The organism is Pedobacter sp. UC225_65 (genome assembly GCF_042698365.1).
In the GTDB taxonomy this organism is placed as follows: domain Bacteria; phylum Bacteroidota; class Bacteroidia; order Sphingobacteriales; family Sphingobacteriaceae; genus Pedobacter.
On sequence record NZ_CP170550.1, the window covers coordinates 2,277,916 to 2,299,945 of the forward strand.

Annotated in this window: 27 protein-coding genes and 2 pseudogenes; 10 read left to right on the forward strand and 19 right to left on the reverse strand. The window is 38.4% G+C overall.

Going from position 1 to position 22,030, the window contains the following annotated elements; genetic code table 11:
• Position 1: 1 nt before the first annotated feature.
• The 4 genes and pseudogenes from rplD to ACFJIZ_RS11985 form a co-directional block, all read right to left on the reverse strand.
• Positions 2 to 631, reverse strand: a complete 630-nt coding sequence (gene rplD / locus ACFJIZ_RS11970; protein WP_379084117.1) for a 50S ribosomal protein L4 — start codon at positions 629 to 631, stop codon at positions 2 to 4.
• Between the two features lie 4 nt (positions 632 to 635).
• A pseudogene (rplC, locus tag ACFJIZ_RS11975) lies at positions 636 to 1,252 on the reverse strand (50S ribosomal protein L3).
• A 182-nt stretch (positions 1,253 to 1,434) separates the two neighbouring features.
• Positions 1,435 to 1,830 carry a DUF1634 domain-containing protein gene (locus ACFJIZ_RS11980; protein ID WP_379084119.1) on the reverse strand — a complete coding sequence of 132 codons (396 nt, stop codon included), beginning with the start codon at positions 1,828 to 1,830 and terminating at the stop codon, positions 1,435 to 1,437.
• Positions 1,827 to 2,663, reverse strand: a complete 837-nt coding sequence (locus ACFJIZ_RS11985) for a sulfite exporter TauE/SafE family protein (RefSeq protein WP_379084121.1) — start codon at positions 2,661 to 2,663, stop codon at positions 1,827 to 1,829. Before ACFJIZ_RS11985 ends, ACFJIZ_RS11980 begins: the two co-directional genes overlap by 4 nt.
• A 190-nt stretch (positions 2,664 to 2,853) precedes the next feature.
• On the opposite strand from ACFJIZ_RS11985, the gene ACFJIZ_RS11990 reads away from it, so the two are divergent.
• Positions 2,854 to 3,546, forward strand: coding sequence for a hypothetical protein (locus tag ACFJIZ_RS11990; protein ID WP_379084124.1), 693 nt, complete (start codon positions 2,854 to 2,856; stop codon positions 3,544 to 3,546).
• Between the two features lie 123 nt (positions 3,547 to 3,669).
• Here the strand turns inward: ACFJIZ_RS11990 and rpsJ are convergent, their stop codons facing one another.
• The 5 genes and pseudogenes from rpsJ to ACFJIZ_RS12015 form a co-directional block, all read right to left on the reverse strand.
• Complete coding sequence (gene rpsJ / locus ACFJIZ_RS11995) at positions 3,670 to 3,975, reverse strand: 30S ribosomal protein S10 (RefSeq protein WP_008244591.1); 306 nt, start codon at positions 3,973 to 3,975, stop codon at positions 3,670 to 3,672.
• Between the two features lie 138 nt (positions 3,976 to 4,113).
• Positions 4,114 to 6,227, reverse strand: a pseudogene (gene fusA / locus ACFJIZ_RS12000) (elongation factor G).
• Positions 6,228 to 6,246: 19 nt separating this feature from the next.
• Positions 6,247 to 6,714: a 30S ribosomal protein S7 gene (gene rpsG, locus ACFJIZ_RS12005; RefSeq protein WP_055130492.1), complete on the reverse strand. Its 468-nt coding sequence runs from the start codon at positions 6,712 to 6,714 to the stop codon at positions 6,247 to 6,249.
• Between the two features lie 16 nt (positions 6,715 to 6,730).
• Positions 6,731 to 7,144 carry a 30S ribosomal protein S12 gene (rpsL, locus tag ACFJIZ_RS12010; RefSeq protein ID WP_008244597.1) on the reverse strand — a complete coding sequence of 138 codons (414 nt, stop codon included), beginning with the start codon at positions 7,142 to 7,144 and terminating at the stop codon, positions 6,731 to 6,733.
• Positions 7,145 to 7,415: 271 nt separating this feature from the next.
• Positions 7,416 to 7,871 carry a hypothetical protein gene (locus ACFJIZ_RS12015; RefSeq protein WP_379084127.1) on the reverse strand — a complete coding sequence of 152 codons (456 nt, stop codon included), beginning with the start codon at positions 7,869 to 7,871 and terminating at the stop codon, positions 7,416 to 7,418.
• A 172-nt stretch (positions 7,872 to 8,043) separates the two neighbouring features.
• Between ACFJIZ_RS12015 and ACFJIZ_RS12020 the strand changes: the two genes are divergently transcribed.
• On the forward strand, positions 8,044 to 9,009 hold the full coding sequence (locus tag ACFJIZ_RS12020; RefSeq protein ID WP_379084130.1) for a D-2-hydroxyacid dehydrogenase family protein: 966 nt from the start codon (positions 8,044 to 8,046) through the stop codon (positions 9,007 to 9,009).
• 75 nt (positions 9,010 to 9,084) lie between these two features.
• Entirely contained in the window at positions 9,085 to 9,705 is a 621-nt protein-coding gene (locus ACFJIZ_RS12025) for a Pr6Pr family membrane protein (protein ID WP_379084134.1), read from the forward strand.
• On the opposite strand, the gene ACFJIZ_RS12030 is transcribed toward ACFJIZ_RS12025, so the two are convergent.
• A complete protein-coding gene (locus ACFJIZ_RS12030; protein WP_379084137.1) occupies positions 9,702 to 9,884 on the reverse strand; it encodes a hypothetical protein in 183 nt (60 codons plus the stop codon). The two genes, ACFJIZ_RS12025 and ACFJIZ_RS12030, sit on opposite strands and share 4 nt — an antisense overlap.
• Before the next feature lie 83 nt (positions 9,885 to 9,967).
• On the opposite strand from ACFJIZ_RS12030, the gene ACFJIZ_RS12035 reads away from it, so the two are divergent.
• Positions 9,968 to 10,513, forward strand: coding sequence for a DNA alkylation repair protein (locus ACFJIZ_RS12035; protein ID WP_379084139.1), 546 nt, complete (start codon positions 9,968 to 9,970; stop codon positions 10,511 to 10,513).
• Positions 10,497 to 10,697, forward strand: a complete 201-nt coding sequence (locus ACFJIZ_RS12040; RefSeq protein ID WP_379084142.1) for a DNA alkylation repair protein — start codon at positions 10,497 to 10,499, stop codon at positions 10,695 to 10,697. Before ACFJIZ_RS12035 ends, ACFJIZ_RS12040 begins: the two co-directional genes overlap by 17 nt.
• 55 nt (positions 10,698 to 10,752) lie before the next feature.
• Here ACFJIZ_RS12040 and ACFJIZ_RS12045 read toward each other — a convergent pair whose 3' ends face one another.
• The 5 genes from ACFJIZ_RS12045 to ACFJIZ_RS12065 form a co-directional block, all read right to left on the reverse strand.
• On the reverse strand, positions 10,753 to 10,971 hold the full coding sequence (locus tag ACFJIZ_RS12045) for a hypothetical protein (protein ID WP_379084146.1): 219 nt from the start codon (positions 10,969 to 10,971) through the stop codon (positions 10,753 to 10,755).
• Between the two features lie 108 nt (positions 10,972 to 11,079).
• The gene (locus ACFJIZ_RS12050) at positions 11,080 to 11,808 is read right to left on the reverse strand and encodes a ThuA domain-containing protein (RefSeq protein ID WP_379084149.1); all 729 of its coding nucleotides are present in this window, start codon (positions 11,806 to 11,808) and stop codon (positions 11,080 to 11,082) included.
• A gap of 37 nt (positions 11,809 to 11,845) precedes the next feature.
• Positions 11,846 to 12,553, reverse strand: coding sequence for a hypothetical protein (locus ACFJIZ_RS12055; RefSeq protein WP_379084152.1), 708 nt, complete (start codon positions 12,551 to 12,553; stop codon positions 11,846 to 11,848).
• Between the two features lie 93 nt (positions 12,554 to 12,646).
• Positions 12,647 to 12,868, reverse strand: coding sequence for a VF530 family DNA-binding protein (locus tag ACFJIZ_RS12060; RefSeq protein WP_379084155.1), 222 nt, complete (start codon positions 12,866 to 12,868; stop codon positions 12,647 to 12,649).
• A 114-nt stretch (positions 12,869 to 12,982) separates the two neighbouring features.
• Complete coding sequence (locus ACFJIZ_RS12065; RefSeq protein WP_379084158.1) at positions 12,983 to 13,513, reverse strand: transcriptional regulator; 531 nt, start codon at positions 13,511 to 13,513, stop codon at positions 12,983 to 12,985.
• Positions 13,514 to 13,675: 162 nt separating this feature from the next.
• On the opposite strand from ACFJIZ_RS12065, the gene ACFJIZ_RS12070 reads away from it, so the two are divergent.
• On the forward strand, positions 13,676 to 14,452 hold the full coding sequence (locus tag ACFJIZ_RS12070) for a hypothetical protein (RefSeq protein ID WP_379084161.1): 777 nt from the start codon (positions 13,676 to 13,678) through the stop codon (positions 14,450 to 14,452).
• 97 nt (positions 14,453 to 14,549) lie between these two features.
• On the opposite strand, the gene ACFJIZ_RS12075 is transcribed toward ACFJIZ_RS12070, so the two are convergent.
• The 4 genes from ACFJIZ_RS12075 to ACFJIZ_RS12090 form a co-directional block, all read right to left on the reverse strand.
• Positions 14,550 to 15,380: a M1 family aminopeptidase gene (locus ACFJIZ_RS12075; RefSeq protein WP_379084164.1), complete on the reverse strand. Its 831-nt coding sequence runs from the start codon at positions 15,378 to 15,380 to the stop codon at positions 14,550 to 14,552.
• 86 nt (positions 15,381 to 15,466) lie between these two features.
• Positions 15,467 to 16,561, reverse strand: coding sequence for a hypothetical protein (locus ACFJIZ_RS12080; RefSeq protein WP_379084167.1), 1,095 nt, complete (start codon positions 16,559 to 16,561; stop codon positions 15,467 to 15,469).
• 100 nt (positions 16,562 to 16,661) lie between these two features.
• Positions 16,662 to 17,375, reverse strand: a complete 714-nt coding sequence (locus ACFJIZ_RS12085) for a hypothetical protein (RefSeq protein WP_379084170.1) — start codon at positions 17,373 to 17,375, stop codon at positions 16,662 to 16,664.
• A 119-nt stretch (positions 17,376 to 17,494) separates the two neighbouring features.
• Positions 17,495 to 17,842 (reverse strand): Spx/MgsR family RNA polymerase-binding regulatory protein, encoded by a 348-nt coding sequence (locus ACFJIZ_RS12090; RefSeq protein ID WP_379084173.1) that lies wholly within the window; start codon positions 17,840 to 17,842, stop codon positions 17,495 to 17,497.
• A 203-nt stretch (positions 17,843 to 18,045) separates the two neighbouring features.
• On the opposite strand from ACFJIZ_RS12090, the gene ACFJIZ_RS12095 reads away from it, so the two are divergent.
• From ACFJIZ_RS12095 to ACFJIZ_RS12110, 4 genes are all read left to right on the forward strand, one after another.
• Positions 18,046 to 19,296, forward strand: coding sequence for a histidine kinase (locus ACFJIZ_RS12095; protein ID WP_379084176.1), 1,251 nt, complete (start codon positions 18,046 to 18,048; stop codon positions 19,294 to 19,296).
• Positions 19,297 to 19,373: 77 nt separating this feature from the next.
• Positions 19,374 to 19,556, forward strand: a complete 183-nt coding sequence (locus tag ACFJIZ_RS12100; RefSeq protein ID WP_379084179.1) for a hypothetical protein — start codon at positions 19,374 to 19,376, stop codon at positions 19,554 to 19,556.
• A gap of 70 nt (positions 19,557 to 19,626) precedes the next feature.
• Positions 19,627 to 20,451, forward strand: coding sequence for an alpha/beta hydrolase (locus tag ACFJIZ_RS12105; RefSeq protein ID WP_379084182.1), 825 nt, complete (start codon positions 19,627 to 19,629; stop codon positions 20,449 to 20,451).
• Between the two features lie 22 nt (positions 20,452 to 20,473).
• Positions 20,474 to 21,994, forward strand: coding sequence for a TlpA family protein disulfide reductase (locus ACFJIZ_RS12110; protein WP_379084185.1), 1,521 nt, complete (start codon positions 20,474 to 20,476; stop codon positions 21,992 to 21,994).
• Positions 21,995 to 22,030: the final 36 nt, after the last annotated feature.

Below are 22,030 nucleotides of genomic sequence, written 5' to 3' on the forward strand. Positions count from 1 at the left end.
ATTACTTGGCAAATGCCTCCTCCAATGTTTTAAGCGAATCTGCAGTGAACAAAAGTTTACCTGCGTTCAATACATCATATGTATTTAACTGATCTGCAGTAGTCACTTTAGCTTTCTGAATATTTCTGCTTGATAAATAGATATTATTATTTTGTGCAGGCAAAACTAACAATGTTTTCTCTCCGGCTAAGTTTAATGCATTAACCAAATTGATATAGTTTTTAGTTTTAACTGTATCGAAAGTAAAATCTTCTAATACAACAACGTTGTTATCAATTGCTTTATAAGATAAAGCTGATTTACGTGCCAATGATTTTAATTTCTTGTTCAGTTTAAAACTGTAGTCTCTTGGCTGTGGACCAAAAACACGACCACCACCATTGAACAATGGAGATTTAATGCTTCCGGCACGTGCACCGCCTGTACCTTTTTGTTTGTATAATTTACGGGTAGAACCTGCAATCTCGTTACGTTGTTTAGACTTGTGAGTTCCTTGACGTTGGTTAGCCAAATACTGTTTTACATCTAAATAAATCGCGTGGTCGCTTGGTGTGATACCAAATACCGACTCAGGAAGCTGCACCTTGGCACCTGTCTCTTTTCCTGAAATGTTTATTACTTTAACTTCCATCTGCTTACTTATCTAAGATTACGTAAGAACCTTTAGCTCCTGGAATGGAACCACTAACTACAACTAAGTTTTGCTCAGCATAAACTTTCAATACTTGTAAGTTTTGAACTTTCACTCTGTCTCCACCAGTTCTTCCAGCCATACGCATACCTTTAAATACACGAGCTGGATAAGATGCAGCACCTAATGAACCTGGCGCACGCAATCTGTTGTGCTGACCGTGAGTTTGACCACCCACACCACCAAAACCATGACGTTTTACTACACCTTGAAAACCTTTACCTTTTGAAGTACCCACAACATCAACAAAATCGCCTTCGTTGAAGATGCCTACAGTTACTGTATCGCCTAAATTCAACGATTCTTCAAACTGTGCAAATTCAACCAATTTACGCTTTGGAGTTGTGTTTGCTTTCGCAAAGTGACCCTTTAAAGGTTGGGTAGTGTTTTTTTCTTTGGCTTCGTCGTATCCCAGTTGAACTGAAACGTAACCATCTTTCTCTTCGGTCTTAACTTGTGTTACAACACAAGGTCCAGCTTGATCACCGTACATGGAATATTTTTTCCATCGGCGTCAAAAATGCTGGTCATTCCTACTTTTTTTCCAATAATACCTGACATTTTCTATTTTAAATTTAACACCCATCGAAGCAGTAGGGCTTCGTTCAAGGTGGATATACATCCCCGCTAAGGGACGGCAAAAATAGGAAAGAATTCTTAATTTTCAAATAGTTAGCTCATTATTTTTTCAAATAATTGCATTTATTTTTCTAAGTGCCAGCACAATAGCGCTAAAAGTGGTATTAATGGGCAATGTCGAGATATAAACTGGTGATAATCACACACAATACAATCAAACCGATGACCACATACATATAATCGCGCTCTAACAGGAAACTGAAAATGGAAAAAACTACGCGGGCAATTGGTGTAAAGATGAGCAACAGTACACCAAACTGGATAATGGCGAGGCCATCAAACGTTTTTAAACCGCGGAAAATCTCGATGATCGACGAAAATTTTGCCTCTTCTGGTTTGAAATTTCCAAAAGAAACCGTTTCGCCACTTCGCTCTATCAAAAAGATCAGTCCACCAAACAATACTACACCGGTAGAAACCAATACACCGATACGCAACAGGGTGCCCAAGATCACCTGCACGTCTTTATCTCCTAGGTAATGTTTAACTTGTTTACTCATGACTGTCCGGTTAAACCTTTATAAATCATCTGCAAAGCCAAAAATGTAACCACAATGGCAAAAATAACCTTTAGTTTATCTGTTTTGGTCCTGATCAAGATCTTCGCGCCCAATGTGGCTCCTGTAATTACACCGATGGTTACTGGCATGGCAATAGCTGGATCTATCTGTCCTTTATGTAGGTAAACCAATGCGCTGGCTGCTGCCGTTACCCCTATCATAAAGTTACTAGTAGTGGTAGAGACCTTAAAAGGGATTTTCATGATGTTGTCCATCCCGATTACCTTTAAGGCGCCTGAGCCTATTCCTAATAGCCCTGAGAGCGTACCCGCCACAAACATCATGGCAAAACCACCAACTACATGGTGTACAGCATATTGTTTTACACCATCTTCTGTAGGATAACTGCCATTGAGTTTAAAGTAATTGGCCAAAACACTTGTTTTTTCGTTATTAGAATGGTCTATCTTCTTTTTCAGCATCATGTATGCCGAGAACAACAAGATCAGTCCAAAAATCACGATAATATAATCTGCCTTGATGTAGGTAGCAATCACCACGCCTACAATAGCGCTCATGGTGGTAGCTATTTCTAAAAACATGCCAATCCTTACATTGGTCGATCCTTCTTTAACATAGGCCGCGGCAGAGCCCGATGAAGTGGCAATTACCGAGATGATAGAAGCACCAATTGCATAATGGATATCAACCCCTAAACCTAGGGTTAACAATGGAATAATGATCACACCCCCACCTAAGCCTGTTAACGAACCTACAAGACCTGCCAGGAAAGCACCAACCAATACGATAATGGTAAAAAGTAATACCGTCATGGCTGCAAATATACCTGCCTTACTTGGCTTAATCTAAATATATTTGAATTAAGTAAACTACAAAAAAGGTGTACTATATAGTGTTTAGGCTCATATTTGGACATCCACAAACTGGCACAGCAAGGGTGGCAAACCATTGAAAGACAATTTTTTTTGATTATAATTGTTAAATTAATAACGACGAATTGCTATGAAACAAAAGCTGACCCTTTTTTTAACCGTTTTAATTTGGGGTCTGTTCGCCCAGGAGCTTCATGCACAAGCGCCCACAAATGCGAAACAGACACCTGCAAAACCGCAACAATATCCTGCTAAAAGACGAGCCTATGTTCCTCGCACAATAGATACGGCAAAAAATACTGACCCTAGCCTAAAAGGACAATATCAATTTATGTTGTCTCGCTCAAAAACCGTAAATGGCTACAAGCTTGTCAATCCCAATCGACTGGATGCAGTTTGGCAAAGCATAAGCGACACCCTAAGAAAAGAAAGAGTGGAACTGAACAAAGCGCACGCCAAGATCAACGAACAAGCCAAAACCATTGTTAATTTACAAGGCGAAATTACAGGAAAAGAAACCTCACTTAACGACACGAATGCTAAAGTGAATGAGATCAGCTTTTTGGGGCTATCTTTTACCAAAGGCACCTACAATATCATTGTTTGGTCTATCATCCTCGTGTTGGCCCTCGCTTTGTTCATCGTCATTGCCAGATCGGCCAAAAATATTTTGGAGGCGAAACATAGAACACAGCTTTACGATGAGGTATCTTCAGAATACCAAGCCTATAAAGCCAAATCGAACGAACAGCAACGTAAACTGGCTAGAGAGCTGCAGGACGAACGCAATATTGTAGAAGAATTGAAAAGCAGGGGAAAGTAGTTCAGCATCACTTTTTAAACTTTCTAGTAAAAAACCTATCTAATAGCTAATGGTTATAGCAAAAAATAACAGCACAAAAAAAAGCCCTTGAAATTTCAAGGGCTTTTTTAATTTATAAAATCATTAAACTTTGATTTCTACTTCAACACCGCTAGGCAATTCAAGTTTCATCAATGCATCAACAGTTTTAGAGTTAGAGCTATAAATATCTAAAAGACGTTTATAGGCACACAATTGAAACTGCTCACGTGCTTTTTTGTTTACGTGTGGTGAACGCAAAACAGTGAAGATTTTCTTTTCTGTTGGCAACGGAATTGGTCCGCTAACTACTGCACCCGTAGGTTTAACAGTTTTAACGATTTTCTCAGCAGATTTATCTACCAAGTTGTAATCGTAAGATTTTAATTTAATTCTAATTCTTTGGCTCATGTTCTATTTTAAATTATGACCACATGTTAGAGCTATTAATAACAAGGGTCTGTTTATTTTTAAAGGTGAATGGGTTAAGGCATAAGGTTTAGGGTTTTAAAACCTATTACCTTACGCCTTTTACCTTATACCTCAATGTTAGTCTTCAGACTTAACTTTACCTTTTGATTTCGCAATTACCTCATCCTGTACGTTTTTAGGCGCTGCTTCATAATGGTCAAATTCCATTGTAGAAGTTGCACGTCCAGAAGTGATTGTACGTAACTGAGTTACATAACCAAACATTTCTGACAAAGGCACAGTTGCTTTAATTACTTGAGAACCATTACGGGTGTCCATACCTAAAAGTTGACCACGACGACGGTTCATGTCACCGATTACATCACCCATGTTTTCTTCAGGGGTTAAGACTCGATTTTCATGATTGGCTCCATCAATGTAGGTTTACATTTTGGTAATGCTTCACGATAAGCCATTCTAGCTGCAAGCTCAAATGACAATGCATCTGAATCGACCGCATGGAATGAACCATCAATCAAGCGAACTTTCATATCAGGTAGTGGATAACCAGCCAATACACCGTTAGCCATTGCCGAAGCAAAACCTTTCTCTACAGAAGGGATAAACTCACGAGGGATTGAACCACCTGTAATTTCGTTCACAAATTGAAGACCACCTTTTTCGTAATCGCTATCGATTGGCGAAATCACAACTTGGATATCAGCAAACTTACCACGACCACCAGATTGTTTTTTATAAGTTTCACGGTGTTGAGTTGAACCAAAGATTGCTTCTTTGTAAGCAACTTGCGGTGCACCTTGGTTAACTTCTACTTTAAATTCGCGTTTTAAACGGTCAATTAAAATATCTAAGTGAAGCTCACCCATACCTGAAATTACTGTTTGACCAGTTTCTTCGTCAGTTTGAACTCTAAACGTTGGATCTTCTTCAGCTAATTTACCTAAAGCCATACCTAATTTATCAACGTCTGCTTGAGTTTTAGGCTCAATTGCCAAACCAATTACTGGCTCAGGGAAGTTCATTGATTCAAGGATGATTGGGTTTTTCTCTTCGCAAAGTGTATCTCCAGTTTTGATATCTTTAAAGCCTACTACCGCAGCAATATCACCAGCACCTACGTTAGGGATTGGGTTTTGCTTGTTAGCGTGCATTTGGAAGATACGAGAAATACGCTCTTTGTTTTCAGAACGTGTATTATAAACGTATGAACCAGCTTCTAGGTTACCTGAATAAACACGGATGAAACATAAACGACCTACGAAAGGATCTGTCGCAATTTTAAAAGCTAAAGCTGCAAACGGCTCTTTTTCATCAGGTTTACGTAAGATCTCTTCACCAGTTTCTGGATTAGTACCTACTACACCTTCGCTATCCATAGGTGAAGGCAATAATTCCATCACATAATCAAGCATGGTTTGTACACCTTTGTTTTTGAAAGATGAACCACAAACCATTGGTACAATTTTAGCATCTAATACAGCTTGACGCAAAGCATCTAAAACCTCACGCTCAGTAATCGTTTCTGGAGCTTCGAAGAATTTCTCCATTAAGCTCTCATCATACTCAGCAACAGATTCCAATAATTTCTCTCTCCACTCAGCAACCTCATCTAACATATCTTCTGGAATTGGCACTTCGGTAAAGGTCATCCCTTTATCATGCTCGTTCCAAACGATACCACGGTTGTTGATCAAATCAACCACACCTTTAAAAGTATCTTCAGAACCGATAGGTAATTGCAAAGGAACTGCATTGCTACCTAACATATCTTTAACTTGTTTAACAACTTTTAAGAAGTCTGCTCCAGAACGGTCCATTTTATTAACGAAACCGATACGTGCAACACTATAGTTGTTAGCTAAACGCCAGTTGGTTTCAGATTGAGGCTCAACACCATCAACCGCCGAGAATAAAAACACCAAACCATCTAATACACGTAACGAACGGTTTACCTCTACGGTAAAATCCACGTGTCCTGGTGTATCGATAATGTTGATATGATAATTCTGGTTTCTGTATTTCCAATTAACAGTTGTAGCAGCAGAAGTAATGGTAATACCACGCTCTTGCTCTTGTGCCATCCAGTCCATTGTTGCAGCACCTTCGTGCACCTCACCAATTTTGTGACTAACACCTGCATAATAAAGAATACGCTCTGTTGTTGTGGTTTTACCCGCATCAATGTGAGCAGCAATCCCGATATTTCTTGTAAATCTTAAATCTCTTGACATTATAATATGTTTGCTCTAATTAGAAACGGAAATGTGAGAACGCTTTGTTAGCCTCAGCCATTTTATGCGTATCTTCTTTCTTTTTAACTGCTGCACCTTCACCTTTAGCTGCTGAAACGATTTCACCTGCTAATTTTTCTTTCATGGTTTTTTCACCACGTTTACGAGCGTAAGAGATTAACCATTTCATGCCTAAAGCAATTTTACGGTCAGGTCTTACCTCTGTAGGTACTTGGAAGTTTGCACCACCCACACGACGAGATTTAACCTCTACTGCAGGCATAATATTTGATAAAGCACGTTTAAATACTTCTAATCCGTTCTCACCAGCTTTTTTCTCAGCCAATTCAACTGCATCATAAAAAATAGAGTAAGCGATAGATTTTTTACCGTCAAACATCATATTGTTTACAAATCTGGTCACCTGAACATCGTTAAATTTAGGATCAGGAAGGATAATTCTCTTTTTTGGTTTTGATTTTCTCATGTCTGTTTCCTCCTAATTATTTCTTTTTACCTTTTGTTGGTGCTGCAGCAACTTGTCCTGGCTTAGGACGCTTAGTACCATATTTACTACGACGTTGGTTACGACCAGCTACACCTGATGTATCTAATGCACCACGGATGATGTGGTAACGTACACCTGGCAAATCTTTAACACGACCACCACGGATCAACACGATCGAGTGCTCTTGTAAGTTGTGACCTTCTCCAGGAATATAGGCATTCACCTCTTTTCCATTGGTTAAACGTACACGGGCAACTTTACGCATTGCTGAGTTTGGTTTTTTAGGGGTAGTAGTATATACACGTGTACATACACCTCTTCGCTGTGGACAGCTGTCCAACGCCGGAGACTTACTCTTGAACTCCAGTGCTACTCTACCTTTTCTAACTAATTGTTGAATGGTTGGCATTTCTTGCTTTTTGTTTCTACTATTTTTATTTAAAAAACTTCCTTAATGGCCAGCCTACAACGAGGCCACATTAAGGGACTGCAAAAGTAGGAACTTATTTTGTGATAATCAAGGGTTTGTGTGAGTTTTTTAAATTAAGTGATATTTCTTAATTCTTTGTTAACACACTGAGACTTAGAACATCATTTGATGTAAGCCAACACTATAAAATGACTAGACTTTGTTAAAGACTTAAAAATACCCAAACGGCGAATGCTTTTGAAGAATTAGTTTAGTTGCAGCCATTGAATGATTCTTTAAGTGCCTTCAATTTTTCGACAGCGGCTTTCAGTTCTTTTGGTGCTTTACCATACTCAAAGGTAACTTTGTATTGTTTTCCATCAGCATCAATAGTGATCCACTCTGCTCCACCATCTGCACAATCAGGACAGCCAATTGTTTTGGGCAATTTGGCTATTTTGTCCTTGTTCAGTAAATCTTTGATTTCATTTACCCCGCTCTCGGTAATGGCCTTGGTACAGGTTTTGGTATCTTTTGGAATCCTTTGCGTTTTAGAAAAGGTAACTTTTGAGCCGCTGATCAAAAGGTCATTGTAACAGTATCCCATACATTCCCCAAAAGAAGTACCATAACCAACGCTATTTAAGTTTTTAATCTTTCCTTTTTCGCAAGAACCGATCATTAGCATTAAAACCAATGTACAGGTAAGAAGTATGGCCTTTTTCATATTTGAGGGTTGAAATGGTGTGAAAATTCTAAATCGAATACTATTTATATATAACGAGTACAAAGGCCAAAACGCTACACTTGTCTATTTATATTGAAGTTAGCCTTCAAACGAATCAATAAAAAGATATGGGTTTTGTATGATCTGATGATTTGGATAACTTTATACCTATATGAAGATAGCCATCCTAGACGATTATCAAAATGTTGTGCACTCACTCGACTGCTTTAAACGCTTAGCTGGTCAACACGTAACGATACTGCATCACACAGAAAAAGATATTGACCGTCTTTCTGAACTGGTTAAAGATGTTGAAATCATAATATTAACAAGAGAAAGGACACAAATCAGCGCCCAGTTGCTTGCCAAGCTTCCAAAATTAAAACTGATCAGTCAGACCGGAAAGATTTCTAATCATTTAGACCTCAGTGCCTGCACCCAGTATAAAGTAGCTGTTGCAGAAGGAATTGGCTCGCCTATCGCCCCTGCAGAATTGACTTGGATTTTACTTATGAATGTTGTACGAAAAATCCCCCAAGCAATTGAAGGAATGAAAAACGGAGAATGGCAGGTCAATATCGGTTCAACCGTACATGGAAAAACAATCGGAATTTGGGGCTATGGCAAGATCGGAAAAATGATTGCACAATATGCTAAAGTTTTCGGAGCAAAAGTAATGGTATGGGGCAGTACCACATCAAGGGCAAATGCGGTAGCCGATGGTTTTGAGGCTGCCTTAACAAAAGAAGCTTTTTTCGCAACGGCGGATATCATTTCACTGCATCTTCGTTTAAACGACCAAACTTTTGGCATTGTCAAAGCAACAGACCTTGCGCTGATGCAAACTTCGGCTGCATTGATCAATACCGCTAGAGCTGAGTTGATTGAAAAAGGTGCACTCTTAAAGGCATTAAAAAAGGGAAGACCTGGGTTTGCTGGAATTGATGTTTTTGAGCAAGAACCGATCTACGACCCCAAATTTGAACTTTTACAGTTACCAAATGTAGTTTGCACGCCACATTTGGGCTATGTGGAGCTGAATAGTTATGAATTGTATTTCAATAAGGCCTTTGAGAATGTCATTAATTTCATCAATGGATTACCTTCAAATATTGCAAATCCTGAGGTTTTGAAATGATTGAAAATCAACGTTCAATGAAATGAGATTAATTAAAAATTAATGTATTTTAGTTATAAATTAACTCAAGCGCTCATGACTACCACAACTACACAATCTGACAACAAGAGGTTTTTAGGAATCGTTTTAGCATTCATTGCTTGGTTCGCCCTTATCCTACAGCTGTTGATCACAACTGAAAGTTACATGAACTTTTTCAGCTACTTTACCATTTTAAGCAATATACTGGTTGCAGTTGGTCTTACCAGTTCTACTTTATTGCCCCGTACAGCATTAGGCAGGTATTTTTCCTCAATTGGTGTACAATCTGCCATTGCCCTTTACATATTTATCGTTGGCCTGGTTTATAATTTGGTTTTAAGAGGCATATGGGAACCTAAAGGCTGGCAATTGGTTGCCGACAACCTCTTACATGTTGCTGTTCCTTTGCTTTATGTAGTATATTGGTTGGTGTTTATCCCAAAGGGAACACTACATTGGAAAGATGGTATCGTTTGGGCCTATTTCCCACTGGCCTACCTTATCTATTCCTTAATTCGTGGGCATTTGATGGGTTGGTACCCCTACCCCTTTTTAAATGTTAGCAAATTTGGCTACCAAAAGGTATTTATCAATTCTGGCTTTATGGTGATCGCTTTTGTGGTAGTTGGTTTTTTGTTAATTGCTTTCAATAAATTTATGGGTAAAAAAGCTTAACGCTTGGTGGTAATTACCCTACCCGTAACCAAATAAAACTCATATACCTTATACAGACCATCATCTGAAGTTTCAATACTTTCTACCAAACTGGTTTTGCTAAAACCATCAGTTACCATATCTCCAACTTTGATATCTTGTAGGGTTTCTATTGGAGTTTCGTCATTTATCCGGATCATAAAGGTTGATTTATCCCCAAAGCTAAAATCTTTATCTTCGTTAACCAAAATTAAAGTTCCATGAAATCTTCATTTGTCCAATTATGAACCATAGTACCGCAGCACAATTTATCGAACGTTTAAAAACATATCAATCTGATGTGGAGTTGGCCAAAATCAAACGTTATTTCAAAAGCGAAAAGGATGAATATGGTGCAGATGATGCGTTTATGGGTGTTAAAATGGGCGAAGTATTTGCATTGGCAAAAGAATTTATCGCCATGGAACCAACGGAGATAGAAACACTGATGGAAAGCCCAATACATGAAGTTAGGGCAGGCGCATTGAGTATCATGGACAAACAGGCTAGAAGCAAAAAAACCACACCGTTTAGAAGGAAAGAGCTATATGACCTCTATTTAAGAAGGCACGACCGCATCAACAATTGGGATTTGGTGGATCTGGCGGCCATCCATGTGATTGGCGGTTATCTGGCAGATCAACCTAGAGATATCTTATATCAGCTGGCCCGCTCACCAAATATTTGGGAAAGAAGAACCGCCATTGTAAGTACGGCTTATTTTATCAGGCAAAAAGACATAGACGACACCTTTAAGATTGCCGAAATGTTGATTGAACGACAAACATGACCTGATCCATAAAGCTGTTGGGGGCTGGATCCGTGAGGCTGGTAAAAGTAAACGCGAATATTTAATCGGCTTTCTTGACAAATATGCGGCAACAATGCCCAGAACCATGCTGCGTTATGCCATAGAGCATTTTGACCAAACAACTAGAATCCATTACCTCGACCTTAAAAAGAGTGCAACATAAAAAACCCTTTGGCTTACTACCAAAGGGTTCAACTAACAAAATCCTTACCTAAAACCTATTTTTTATCAGCTGGTTTTTTAGCCTCGTGTTTTTTATGTGCTTTTTTCTCAGCTTTTGCGGCTTTTTTCTCCGCTTTTTCTTCTTTCTTTTCTTCTTTTTTAGCAGCTGGTTTTTCAGTTTTTGCTGCTGGTTTAGCAGGTGCTGTTTGTGCATTAACAGTATTTACTGCAAAAGCAGCAACTAGAGCGATCATTAAAACTTTAATTGTTTTCATTTTTTTATGATTTAAGTTATTGTTATAATTAACAGTACTAAGTTCCATATCCAAAATGAAGATTTAATGAAGTTAAGTTCACCGTTTGTTTTTTGTTGAATTGCCCACTTAATGCATGGCCCATTTTAGCCCAGCCCATAAATGATTGAGAAATATTGGGTCTGTATAACATTCTTTGGTATGCCCCAAGGCGGTATAAAAAATTCTTCCACCTTCAAATTCATGGTACCAACTAATGGGATGGTCATTTTTCATATTGCCCCCCTGATAAGACGTTTCGTCTACTTTGATCAATACCTTAACATCCGTATTAAAAGATTTGAAGTTATACCATTCGTCTTTATGCACCCAAGGCTGGGGCAATCCTTTTACCATTTTATTTTTTGGTGCTATAATATTCAGTTTTGCCTCTTGTATTTTGGGATGGCTCTCGAAAAAACCACCAACCATTTTACCATACCACTCCCATTCAAAACTACAATCGCTGGCGGCATGGACACCCACATAACCACCACCATTGTTAATGTATTGTTTCAGGGCTTGTTTCTGTTGGTCGTTAAAAATATTTGAACCGGTGGGGTTTAAAAAGATGAGGGCTTTGTATTTTTTGAGGTTGTCTGCCGTAAATACAGTTACACTTTCAGTTGTATCTATGTCAAAACCCTGAGCCAAGCCCATTTTTTTAATGGCAGCAATTCCATCCTCAATTGAGGCATGTCGATAGCCTTTTGTTAAAGAAAAAACAAGAACAATAGGTTTTTTGGCATGTTGATCGGCTTTGAAACCAAAAAACATAACCATGATGAGTACGAGAACTAATTTAGATTGAAATTTCAAGTGCGTAAATTTTAACTATGTAAGAATACAAGCTAATCTACTGAATATCTTCTATTTTAAGCGAAGGTAAAACTCTTTTTTCTGGTGGCAACAACTTAAATTTACTGTAAGAATCCATTAAGTAAAGTTTAAAATCGGCCTCACTTGTTTTGGACACAAATTTTAGACTCGGCCTGTAAAGCAACATATAAGCATCCAATTCAGGCTGTTTGATTGGCAATAAGGCCGTAATGGTCTTGATGTTAAACCTCTTGTCAATTTTCTTTTCTGTTTCTTCACGCTTCAGCATCCGTTTAAAGTAACGCGCCTGCCTACCTTCTCTACTAAATAAAGTTGATGGGTAGAGCAACAACCCTCTTCCCTGCTGCAACAGCACTCCATTTGCCTTGTTAAAAGTTTGGGCATATTGTTTTTTGATGTCCATTTTTTCGACAACAGCTATTGTATTTAAAGTATTCACGGCAATCTCCAGATATCTTCTTAAGGGCTTTAGGTCGACGAGTAGCAGGGTATCTGGCCTATAGCCTGGCGAACTGAATACCAAAAGATCGTTTACAGCTGCCTTAATACTAAACTCGCCTTTGGCATTGCTTAGGGCCTGCGTTTTATTGTTGAGGTTAAACACATCTACCTTATCCATTGGCTTTCTCGATTGACGATCGAATACAAGCCCAGTAACTTGCCCCCGCACACCTATGCTAAAGACCATCAAAAGAATTAGGGCACTTAAAATCTTTAACCTCATTATTCAAAGCTAACCAACAGATTTTTAGCATGGTATTTTTTAACGCTTTTTAACAGTCAAACCTAGGGTAAGAATAAAGAAAAGACCTGATTGTTAATGAAAAGTATTGAGGTATAATTTTTCGACCTTTTTTCTGGCCCAATCTGTCTTGCGTAGAAATTTAAGACTAGATTTTAGGGAAGGATTGTTTTTAAAACAAGATATATTGACCAAGTTGCCCATTTCTTCCCATCCGTAATGAAAAAACAGTTGCTTCACGATAAATTCAAGTGTCAATCCATGCAAAGGGTTATTTTTTTGTTCTTTCACTACCATGCTACAAAGGTAAAAGGTTTAAGGCAAACGGCAAAGGTGAGACGTAGCTAATATTAATATGTATCGGAAACTATTAGTCGCTTAGATCAAGACGATGGAAATGCTGATGATGTACTACTGTTTGCTCACTTTTTTGAGCGAGTCCGCTCTCCTTAGGCTATCCAACTCTTTTTTTTGATAAGTAGTGTCTATAGCCGTACCCTCTGGTTCTGTGTTGAGTACCTTGTGCTCTTGATTTAAAGTGGTCTTTGTTATCACCCAGATGAAAGCTATCAAAGCTATAGTGAAAAGTGCATAACGCAATACAGGTCTTTTTGACCTAAGATTTTCACTTACCTCAGCGTTTAAAATGTAACCTTTTTTAGGTACGGTCTCAATCAGCTTTTTATCTGTATCTCCCATCAGTTTTCTCAAAGCAGATATGGCCTGATTTAGCCCTTCTTCCGCTCCACCATAATTATCCCATATATCATTGATCAATTGTGCTCTGGAAACAACTGCTCTTGGGTTCTTGGCCAAATGACAGATCAATAGCAGGAGCCTTAGTTCCAAACGTGTGGTTGTAGCTGTTTTGATATCCTTTAAGGTATGAAGATCCTCGTCTATGATAAATCTTTGGTTGATGAGCAATTGATGTTTACGCATAGTTTAAAGATAAAGAAATGTGAAAACAAAAATTACCATTATAAAATCTAAAGCTTTTCTTCAGCTATTCTAAACATCGGATTTTAATGTTTGATGGGCTTAGAACCTAGTTTTATATCAAAATCAATCAAGGTATAAACCCGCTTAAAAAACAAAACATTGATGAAAAAATACCATTACACATTGTTGGTCATTCTAATGGCCACACTTTGCAGTTCAGCTCAAAATCCGGCTGCTTATTTCCGTTTGGATATGAGGTATTATGTAGAAGGAAATGAGAAATATCTAGGTACATCACCAGAAATAAGAAATGATGGTCCTGGGCCATTAGGCGAAGGCATGCGCAAATTCCCAAGGCGTTTTAGGTTTATCCTTGCCAACAAAAGCAAGTTTCAGAACACTTACGAGAGCTTATATCCAGACACGGCAAAAATCAACAGTCTGTATACTCAAAGCCTTGCTACAGATCCATTATTCATGTCGTATTTCTCAAAATTGGCCTTCCCTTTTCAAAACGCCAACTTTAAAAGAACCCGCTTAAACATCAACGAATTAATGCTGGTTGCTTCAAGGTTCTTTTACTGCGAGAGTGTAAGAAAGGATTCGACCATCAATTCTTATGTATGTGTTAATCTTAATGGTTTAAAAAATGCTTTTGATAAAGATTACACTTTGATAGAAGCATTTTGTTTTGAAGCCATTTTTGAAAGTTTTAAGATAAATGGTCAACCTGCTCCGTTTATGCTCAACTTTAAATCTTATTTAAGTGCGGCTGAAAAAAGAGAAAGACCACTATTCAAGGACAAACCATCTTATCTGGAAAAGATTAGACAGTTTTGTTTTGAGCAGATGGCCAATGATGTAGAATTAGAAAAAGCATTAATAGCTTATTACCAGACCCATAAACATAATCTGCCATTTGAACTTTTGATCAAGTAATATAGCGGTAACGTCACAGATAAACAGTCTATATCCAAACAAAAATTCCCTCTGGCCTTTTACCAGAGGGAATTGATCTATGTTCTAAAACCTTCTTTTAGTTTGATGCGGGCGCTGCAGTTACAGGCCATTTGTTATTGTCAGGATTGCTATCTGGCAATACTTTGTCAGGGTCTAGCACAATTTCGCTGATCTCTTCTGTAGTTGGGAAACGTACCAACCATGCAGTATTTTTCATCCAAACATCAACCGGAATTTTAACGGTTTGGATTTTGCCACTTTTGGTGGTCACCTTCATGATGATCGGCATTGGCATTTTTTCAAGGTTTCTTACTTGGATGGTATAACCTGTTAAGTTGCCATCTGTACGAACTTCTTTCACATCACCAATAGCTTGATCCATTTTCCAGTTGTTCAAGAACCAGCTTCTCCAGAACCAAGCAAGATCTTCACCTGCGCCATTTTCCATTGAACGGAAGAAATCGAAAGGTGTTGGATGTTTGTATGCCCAGTTTTTAATGTATTGTTTAAAGGCATAATCAAAACGATCTGGACCTAGAATCTGGTCTCTTAAAATATTTAGCGCCCAACCTGGTTTACTATACAAATTGGTGCCGATATTACCTTCGGCCATACCATCAGGCATCAACATCATGTTTTCGGTACGTGGATTACCAATGGCACCTCTACCTATACGGTTCATATCTGTAGGGTTTTTTGGCGCATATTCTCCATTGTTAAAGGTTTTTTGAGAAATCCCATTGATAAAGGTATTGAAACCTTCGTCCATCCAACCGTATTTACGTTCGTTAGAACCTACGATGATTGGAAACCAAGTATGCCCAAATTCATGATCGATTACACCCCAAGCAAGTACCTTTTTTTGCAGTCCAACCACAAAATACGATACCTGGGTATTCCATACCACCAATGTTTGTAGCTACGTTAACAGCCATTGGATAAGGATACTCGAACCATGTTTTTGAATAATGCTCGATTGTTGTTTTTACATATTCAACACCACGACCGTACGAATCCATTCCATTGCTTTCTACTGGCTGAGCTGATACCGCCAAAGCTTTTTTGCCACTTGGCAGGTTGATACGTGCTGCATCCAATACAAATGCTTTTGATGAAGCCCAAGCTGCATCTCTGGCATTGGTCGATCTTAAATTTCCAAGTCAGTTTATCTTTTGCCGGACGTGATTTAGGATCGGTTACTTCTTCTTCGGTACGGATGTGTACTGTTGCATCACTTAGTTTTGCTGCATTCCATCTTTTCAATTGCTCTGCCGTAAATACTTCTTGTGGGTTTAACAATTCGCCAGAACCCATTACAATATGGCTTGCTGGTGCAGTAATGGCAAAATTAATATCGCCATATTCGCAATAGAACTCTCCTCCACCCCAATAAGGCAAGGTATTCCATCCGATCACATCGTCATACACACACATACGTGGGAACCATTGCGCAATTGCAAAGATCTCCCCATTTTTTGTGGTCAAATGGCCAGTCCTGTCAGAACCTTCTTTTGGCAGCACATACGAATAATCGATTTTGATGGTAATGACATCACCATTTGGTGCCATAGGTTGGTCTAAGCGGACCTGCATACGTGTATCTTCTACCAATGAGGTAAACTTTACTGCTGCAGCTTTTTGCGATACGCTAACGCCTTTGATCTTGTACCCTCCGTTAAATTTTTCGCCCTGCGCACCATAACGGCTACGTGCAGGTGTTACGGCATAACCACGTGAGGTTTCTTTAAATGTATTTTGATCTAATTGTAACCATAGGTACGGCAATTTATCTGGGCTATTGTTTTTGTAGGTAATGGTTACACTACCGCTAACTGTATTTTTGGCTTCATCCAATTCTGCAGTAATATTGTAATCTACCCTATTCTGCCAGTATTTAACGCCTGGAGCGCCATTTGCAGAACGATATTCGTTTCCATTCTGTGTATAAAACAAAGGACCAAAGGCCTCTGCCGGACTGTAGTTGGTAGTTGGTGGCGTTGTTGTACTAGGTTGTTGTGCAAAGCTGGTTAAGCTACATACACCTATTACCAATGCCCCTAAAATAGGTTTAGTGATAAATTTAAGCATATTATTGTTTTTTTGTTAAAGGTAAACCGTAATTGGTCAGTTTCAAATAAATCTGCAAGAATGTTACTCCATACTGCCAAAGACCAGCTAAAGAACTGATCTAATTCGTCTTTTTGGTAAGCGATGGCAATTTACGTTGGGATGGGGCAAGTTTTAGCCAAGAATGGTAGGCTTGCACAGTATAGTAAGCATAATTAAAAGGTCTTTCGGCCTTAACTTGACCTACTGTTGGTCTAAACATGGCCATAAAGTTCTTGAGGTCTTCTCCTTCAAATTTGAGCAGGGTTTTGATATAGTCTGCCGTAAAGTTCTTGCTGATCTCGTCCTGATATTTTTCATTCTCTTCCAACTCTTGCAATTTGGCCTGCTCTCTTCTATATTTCCCATAGCCCAGATTTAACCTTAAACCTCCTCTATCTTTACTGTAATCTACTCCTCGTGCAGGTTTCGCATCTGGGTCTTTGTAATTTAGATATGGAGATATTTTTGCTGTAGTTACACTGATGGTATTTAAAGTGTTTACTTGCACCCTTAAATAAACGTTACGGGGAAACAAATTGATAAGATATACCGTATCCGTTTCGTAACCAGCCATACCAAAAGAAATCAGGTCGCCAACTTTAGCAGGAATGGCAAAATGGCCATCTTTATCTGTTAATACAAAACCTTTGTTGCTCAGGTTTTTTACAGTTACACCCTGTAATAAGGTAGATCTATTGTCATTATCGAATATATTACCTGTTAGGGCACTTTGCGCAAACAAGGTTGTCGGTAATACCAACAGCAATAACCATATTAACTTCTTTAGCATCATCAAATTTAACACTCCTTTTAACTTAATGTTTGCAATTAACAAAATTTAACAGAAATAAAACGTTTCCAGATCAATTAAATGATATAATTACAGTTAATATGATATCACAACATTAGCTGTTATTTCAATTGTGTTTCATAGGCTTCTTCGCTAAAACCTAACAAAATTGCTTTCCCGTCTTGTTCAATAATCGGGCGTTTGATGGCGCTGGTATTATGCATCAAATAAACAATGGCGGCATCTGGTGTAATAATGGCTGCTTGCTCTTCTTTGCTCAGTTTTTTAAAGGTGAGCCCATTTTTATTGATTACTTTTTCCCAACCAAAGATGTTGAACCAATCTGTCAATTGTGCTGCAGTTACTCCTTTCTTCTTAAAATCATGAAATTCGTAACAGATTTCGTTTGCTCTTAACCAATCTAATGCCTTTTTTACCGTGTTGCAATTTGGAATACCGTATACTGTCATTTTTCGAGTTGTAAATTATAAGGCCTAAGTTAGAAGTCTGAAGGCTAAATGTCTAACGCTGGTTCATATTCTTACTTAAAACTTACAACTTTACCATCAGCTTAGCCAACTTCTTTGCATTCATCACATTTTTTCTATAGTCTATCACATTTTTAAAATAGGTAGATTTATGGTGCTTAAAATTGCATGATCAAATTCACGTTATGAAGCTAAAAGATATACAAAAAGCAGAATTCTGGACCGCAACTGTCATCTACGCATTTGCCATTATCAGTCTGATTTCCAATGTAAACAACAGAAACCACGGTTATGGCTACGACTACTATTACTTTAAAGATGCCAAGCTCACCTATTCTTATCTCTCCAATTATTTTATCCCAGAATTGTTCAGGTACTCACTGCTGTACATCAGTTTCCTACTCATCAATTTTTGTATCATTCCATCCTTGATCAAAAAGAAGGATGAACTCCTCAATTATTTCCTCCTCTTTATTCTTTTCATTAGCGCGGGCATCATTACCGGTATCTGCAGAACCTATAGCCAAGCCTATCTTATTGTTGAGTATGATACCCTTCAGCAAGCCTATAACCGTATTTTCTTTAGTGCCTTTAGTTATGCCATCTGGTTGATCATCTTGATCTCGGCCTATGGATTAATGAGGGAATTGACCCTCTACCTGATGGCAAATAAACACAAAAACATGGAAAGCCAAAACCAGATGAAGGTTGACATTGCTGTTGGCCTTGCCTTTTGGCTGGTTGGCCTACTCCTTTGGGTATCCTCAAATTCTGCTTTCGAGATCTGTGTGGTCTGGACCTTGGTGATCTTTGCTACGATTGGCATCATAATCTATTCCATCTATTATCTGTTACCCAACTTATACCCTCATAACAAAAAATTCAAGGCCTTTTTCTGGCAGGTATTTTTTATCGCGCTACTTTTAGTCATTCCAATCAGTTTAGTTTCCTTGTTCTTTTTTTACCCTCGCGGAGAAGCTGTATTGGTGACCGCATTGTTCCATCTACCTACCCAATTATTGGTAAGTGCCCCTTTGGCTTGGTTCATCTACAAAAGAAGGCTGGCCAATACCAATGAATTAACCAGCCTAAGAACCGAGCTTGGCAAATCTGATGCGAGTTTAAGTTTTCTACAGTCGCAGATCAACCCCCACTTTTTGTTCAATGCACTCAATACACTTTATGGTACTGCCCTGCAAGAAAATGCCGAAAGAACAGGCGAGGGCATCCAGAAGCTTGGCGACATGATGCGCTTTATGCTACATGAAAACGTACAGGACAAAATCTCGTTGACACGTGATGTAGATTATTTGGAAAACTATATCTCCTTGCAAAAGTTAAGAACCTCCAGGTCATCAGATATTGTGATCGAAACCCAGATCGATGAACAGTTGAACAACCTGCAGATCACCCCAATGCTGTTGATCCTTTTGTAGAAAACGCTTTTAAACATGGCATCAGTTTACAACAAAAATCGCACATCAAGGTAACCTTACAGACCAAAGGAAACACCTTGTATTTCGATGTGCACAACAGCATCCATATCAAACCAGATAACGACCCCGAAAAATTAAAAAGTGGTATTGGGCTGGCCAACGTAAAGCAAAGATTGGCCTTACTCTATCCAGGTAAACATGAATTGATCATTCGCGAAAGTGCCAAGGAGTTCTTTATCCACCTGACTATACAATTGTAGACACCTAAAGCACTTTAAGCTATTATTTTATTCACCATTAAATGAATATGGAATTGTTATGCCTAGATTTTTGAAACTTATTATCCTGTTATTGATTGCACAAACAGCAATGGCCCAACCTAAAATCCCTACAGACAGTTTGGTCTTCACTGAATTTCAATCGACCATTATGGCCGAAAAAAGAAGGATAATTGTACACCTGCCCTTAAACTATTTTAAGGAAGTGGATAAAAAATATCCTGTAATGTATGTATTGGACGGCACCGCCCAAGACCAACATACTTCAGACAAGATCTCGGTTTTGGCAGCGGCCAACCTTATGCCCGAATGCATTGTAGTAGGTATCCTTAATTCAAAAGGCAACAGAAATAGGGACCAAACCCCTCCTTTTATGCAAACTGAAACTGAGGACAATAAAAGCCCTTTTGGGGAGGCCAATCTTTTTTTATCCTTTATTGAGAAGGAGCTGATCCCCAAAATAGAGCAAAACTATCGATCTAATGGTTACAGAACTTTGAGCGGACATTCTAGAGGAGGGTTATTTGTGCTATATTCTTTATTGGAAAAGCCAGACCTCTTTAATGCCCGTTTTTGTTATAGCACACCCGTATGGCGTTTCAATGATAGCATGATCAACAAAATAGCCGATTTTGCAAAAGCAAAAACCGCTATCAAAAAATCATTTCTCTTTTTAAGTGCAGGAGCAAATGAAACAGACAATATTGTAGGTGGCTTTAATCGGCTTAACCGAGTATTGGGAACCCATAAAATCAAAAATTTAAGGCTGTTTATTTACCTGACACCTTTAGCAGACCATCAACAAAACCCACTTTTTGCAACATCAAGGGCAATGGCAGAATGGGGAACATATTATTCATCGCAACTAACCAAATAGTACACCATTTACTAAACTTATTATGAACTTTATAATAAAAGGAACCATCGTTTTGCTAATTGTACTCAGTGTAACATTGAACAGTTTCGCTCAGTTTAGGCTTAGCGGAAAAATCATCAACTATACAGGTAAGGAAGAATTAAACATCAACATCCCGATAATTTCTGGCTTTTATAAAGAAAATTCCATCCGGATCCCAATTACCAAAAATGGTACATTTTCTATTGACCTTCCTATTAAAGGACAAAAATTTGCAAACCTGATCTTCAAAAGAAAGTTCTATACTTTGTTGTTAAATCCTAACAAAAATCTAGTTCTTCATCTCAATGAGAATGATAAGACCTTAAAACTTTTAAATGGTACAGCTTTAGCAGAAAACAAGGTAATGCAGGTTGTAGATCTGGAACAATATCCCTTTTTTATGGCAAATGATGGAGATAACAGCTTTGCCAAGCTCCCTTTAAAAGAACTGCAAAAACAAGTATTACTGCCCTATTTTGCGCAATGCGATGAGAAAATAGCAAAAGTACAATCTTCTTCCCTTGCTTTAAAAGACAAACAAGCCATTGCTGCCGAACTCAAATACATCAGTTACAATTACCTCAATGATTTGGCCCGAACGCAAACCATGGACAGAGCCGTAATGGACAGCTTGATTTTTGAGGTTTTTGACAATATCGACCCTAAACCCTTAACATTTCCAGCTGGTCCACAATACTACGCCTTTGTACGTAATTACTTAAGTTACCTGGAGACCAAGGCTTTTAAACAGATCAAAAAGGAGAACATCAAACCAAATGAGCCCATCCCCTATTTCGGTATCAGCTTAGATAGTGCAAATATTATTGTTAAAAATTATGGTAAACCGTATTGGCGATGGATCGGTAGCAACAAAAACTTTCCAGCAAATGTGGTAGAACAATACAATTACCATCAACTTATAGGTTTATTCATAGATAAAGATCTCCGTCAATTTGAGGGCTTAGCCAATGCCTTTAAGACCAAGTTTCCGAAAGGTGCCTATATCAATGATATCAATACCAAATTAGGTGCACTTCATAACATGTTGGTACAAAATGAGCGCAATGCACAGATCAAGATCATTGATGGCTACGAAAAAATCACTTCAATTTATGAGGTAACCAAAGCCTTTAAAGGCAAAGTTGTTTATCTGGATGTTTGGGGAACCTGGTGCGGACCATGTAAAGAAGAATTGGCTTATCTACCGGCCTTAAAAGCAAAATTTAAAGACAAAGAAGTGGTTTTTATATACCTGGATATGGATGAGGACAATATGGATCCTTCATGGCGACAGTTTATCAAAGTAAATAATTTAACAGGGGTACATCTGCGCAAGAGCAGGGAGACCATTGCACCTTTTTGGAAAGAGCTATTGGCCAATGCAACAGATAAAGCAGAATATTATCCGCAATATTTTATTTTTGATAAAGAAGGAAAACTAGTGGTTGCCAAGGCTAAACGGCCAAGCGAAAAAGAAGACCTGTACAGCCAATTGAACAATGTACTCAACAAAAATCAATGATTATTTTGCACCTTTATCAAATCAAAAAGAAAGCCA

Excerpts from the sequence above, each read along its gene's own strand:
- ACFJIZ_RS11990 (WP_379084124.1), top strand. The coding sequence starts at position 2,854 with ATGAAACAAAAGCTGACCCTTTTTTTAACCGTTTTAATTTGGGGTCTG.
- rpsG (WP_055130492.1), bottom strand. The coding sequence starts at position 6,714 with ATGAGAAAATCAAAACCAAAAAAGAGAATTATCCTTCCTGATCCTAAA.
- ACFJIZ_RS11980 (WP_379084119.1), bottom strand. The coding sequence starts at position 1,830 with ATGAGTAAACAAGTTAAACATTACCTAGGAGATAAAGACGTGCAGGTG.
- ACFJIZ_RS12035 (WP_379084139.1), top strand. The coding sequence starts at position 9,968 with ATGAACCATAGTACCGCAGCACAATTTATCGAACGTTTAAAAACATAT.
- ACFJIZ_RS12090 (WP_379084173.1), bottom strand. The coding sequence starts at position 17,842 with ATGACAGTATACGGTATTCCAAATTGCAACACGGTAAAAAAGGCATTA.
- ACFJIZ_RS12025 (WP_379084134.1), top strand. The coding sequence starts at position 9,085 with ATGACTACCACAACTACACAATCTGACAACAAGAGGTTTTTAGGAATC.
- rpsL (WP_008244597.1), bottom strand. The coding sequence starts at position 7,144 with ATGCCAACCATTCAACAATTAGTTAGAAAAGGTAGAGTAGCACTGGAG.
- ACFJIZ_RS12110 (WP_379084185.1), top strand. The coding sequence starts at position 20,474 with ATGAACTTTATAATAAAAGGAACCATCGTTTTGCTAATTGTACTCAGT.
- ACFJIZ_RS12030 (WP_379084137.1), bottom strand. The coding sequence starts at position 9,884 with ATGATCCGGATAAATGACGAAACTCCAATAGAAACCCTACAAGATATC.
- ACFJIZ_RS12085 (WP_379084170.1), bottom strand. The coding sequence starts at position 17,375 with ATGATGCTAAAGAAGTTAATATGGTTATTGCTGTTGGTATTACCGACA.
- ACFJIZ_RS12045 (WP_379084146.1), bottom strand. The coding sequence starts at position 10,971 with ATGAAAACAATTAAAGTTTTAATGATCGCTCTAGTTGCTGCTTTTGCA.
- ACFJIZ_RS12080 (WP_379084167.1), bottom strand. The coding sequence starts at position 16,561 with ATGCTTAAATTTATCACTAAACCTATTTTAGGGGCATTGGTAATAGGT.
- ACFJIZ_RS12065 (WP_379084158.1), bottom strand. The coding sequence starts at position 13,513 with ATGCGTAAACATCAATTGCTCATCAACCAAAGATTTATCATAGACGAG.
- ACFJIZ_RS12070 (WP_379084161.1), top strand. The coding sequence starts at position 13,676 with ATGAAAAAATACCATTACACATTGTTGGTCATTCTAATGGCCACACTT.
- rpsJ (WP_008244591.1), bottom strand. The coding sequence starts at position 3,975 with ATGAGCCAAAGAATTAGAATTAAATTAAAATCTTACGATTACAACTTG.
- ACFJIZ_RS12055 (WP_379084152.1), bottom strand. The coding sequence starts at position 12,553 with ATGAGGTTAAAGATTTTAAGTGCCCTAATTCTTTTGATGGTCTTTAGC.
- ACFJIZ_RS12020 (WP_379084130.1), top strand. The coding sequence starts at position 8,044 with ATGAAGATAGCCATCCTAGACGATTATCAAAATGTTGTGCACTCACTC.
- ACFJIZ_RS11985 (WP_379084121.1), bottom strand. The coding sequence starts at position 2,663 with ATGACGGTATTACTTTTTACCATTATCGTATTGGTTGGTGCTTTCCTG.
- ACFJIZ_RS12015 (WP_379084127.1), bottom strand. The coding sequence starts at position 7,871 with ATGAAAAAGGCCATACTTCTTACCTGTACATTGGTTTTAATGCTAATG.
- ACFJIZ_RS12095 (WP_379084176.1), top strand. The coding sequence starts at position 18,046 with ATGAAGCTAAAAGATATACAAAAAGCAGAATTCTGGACCGCAACTGTC.
- rplD (WP_379084117.1), bottom strand. The coding sequence starts at position 631 with ATGGAAGTTAAAGTAATAAACATTTCAGGAAAAGAGACAGGTGCCAAG.
- ACFJIZ_RS12060 (WP_379084155.1), bottom strand. The coding sequence starts at position 12,868 with ATGGTAGTGAAAGAACAAAAAAATAACCCTTTGCATGGATTGACACTT.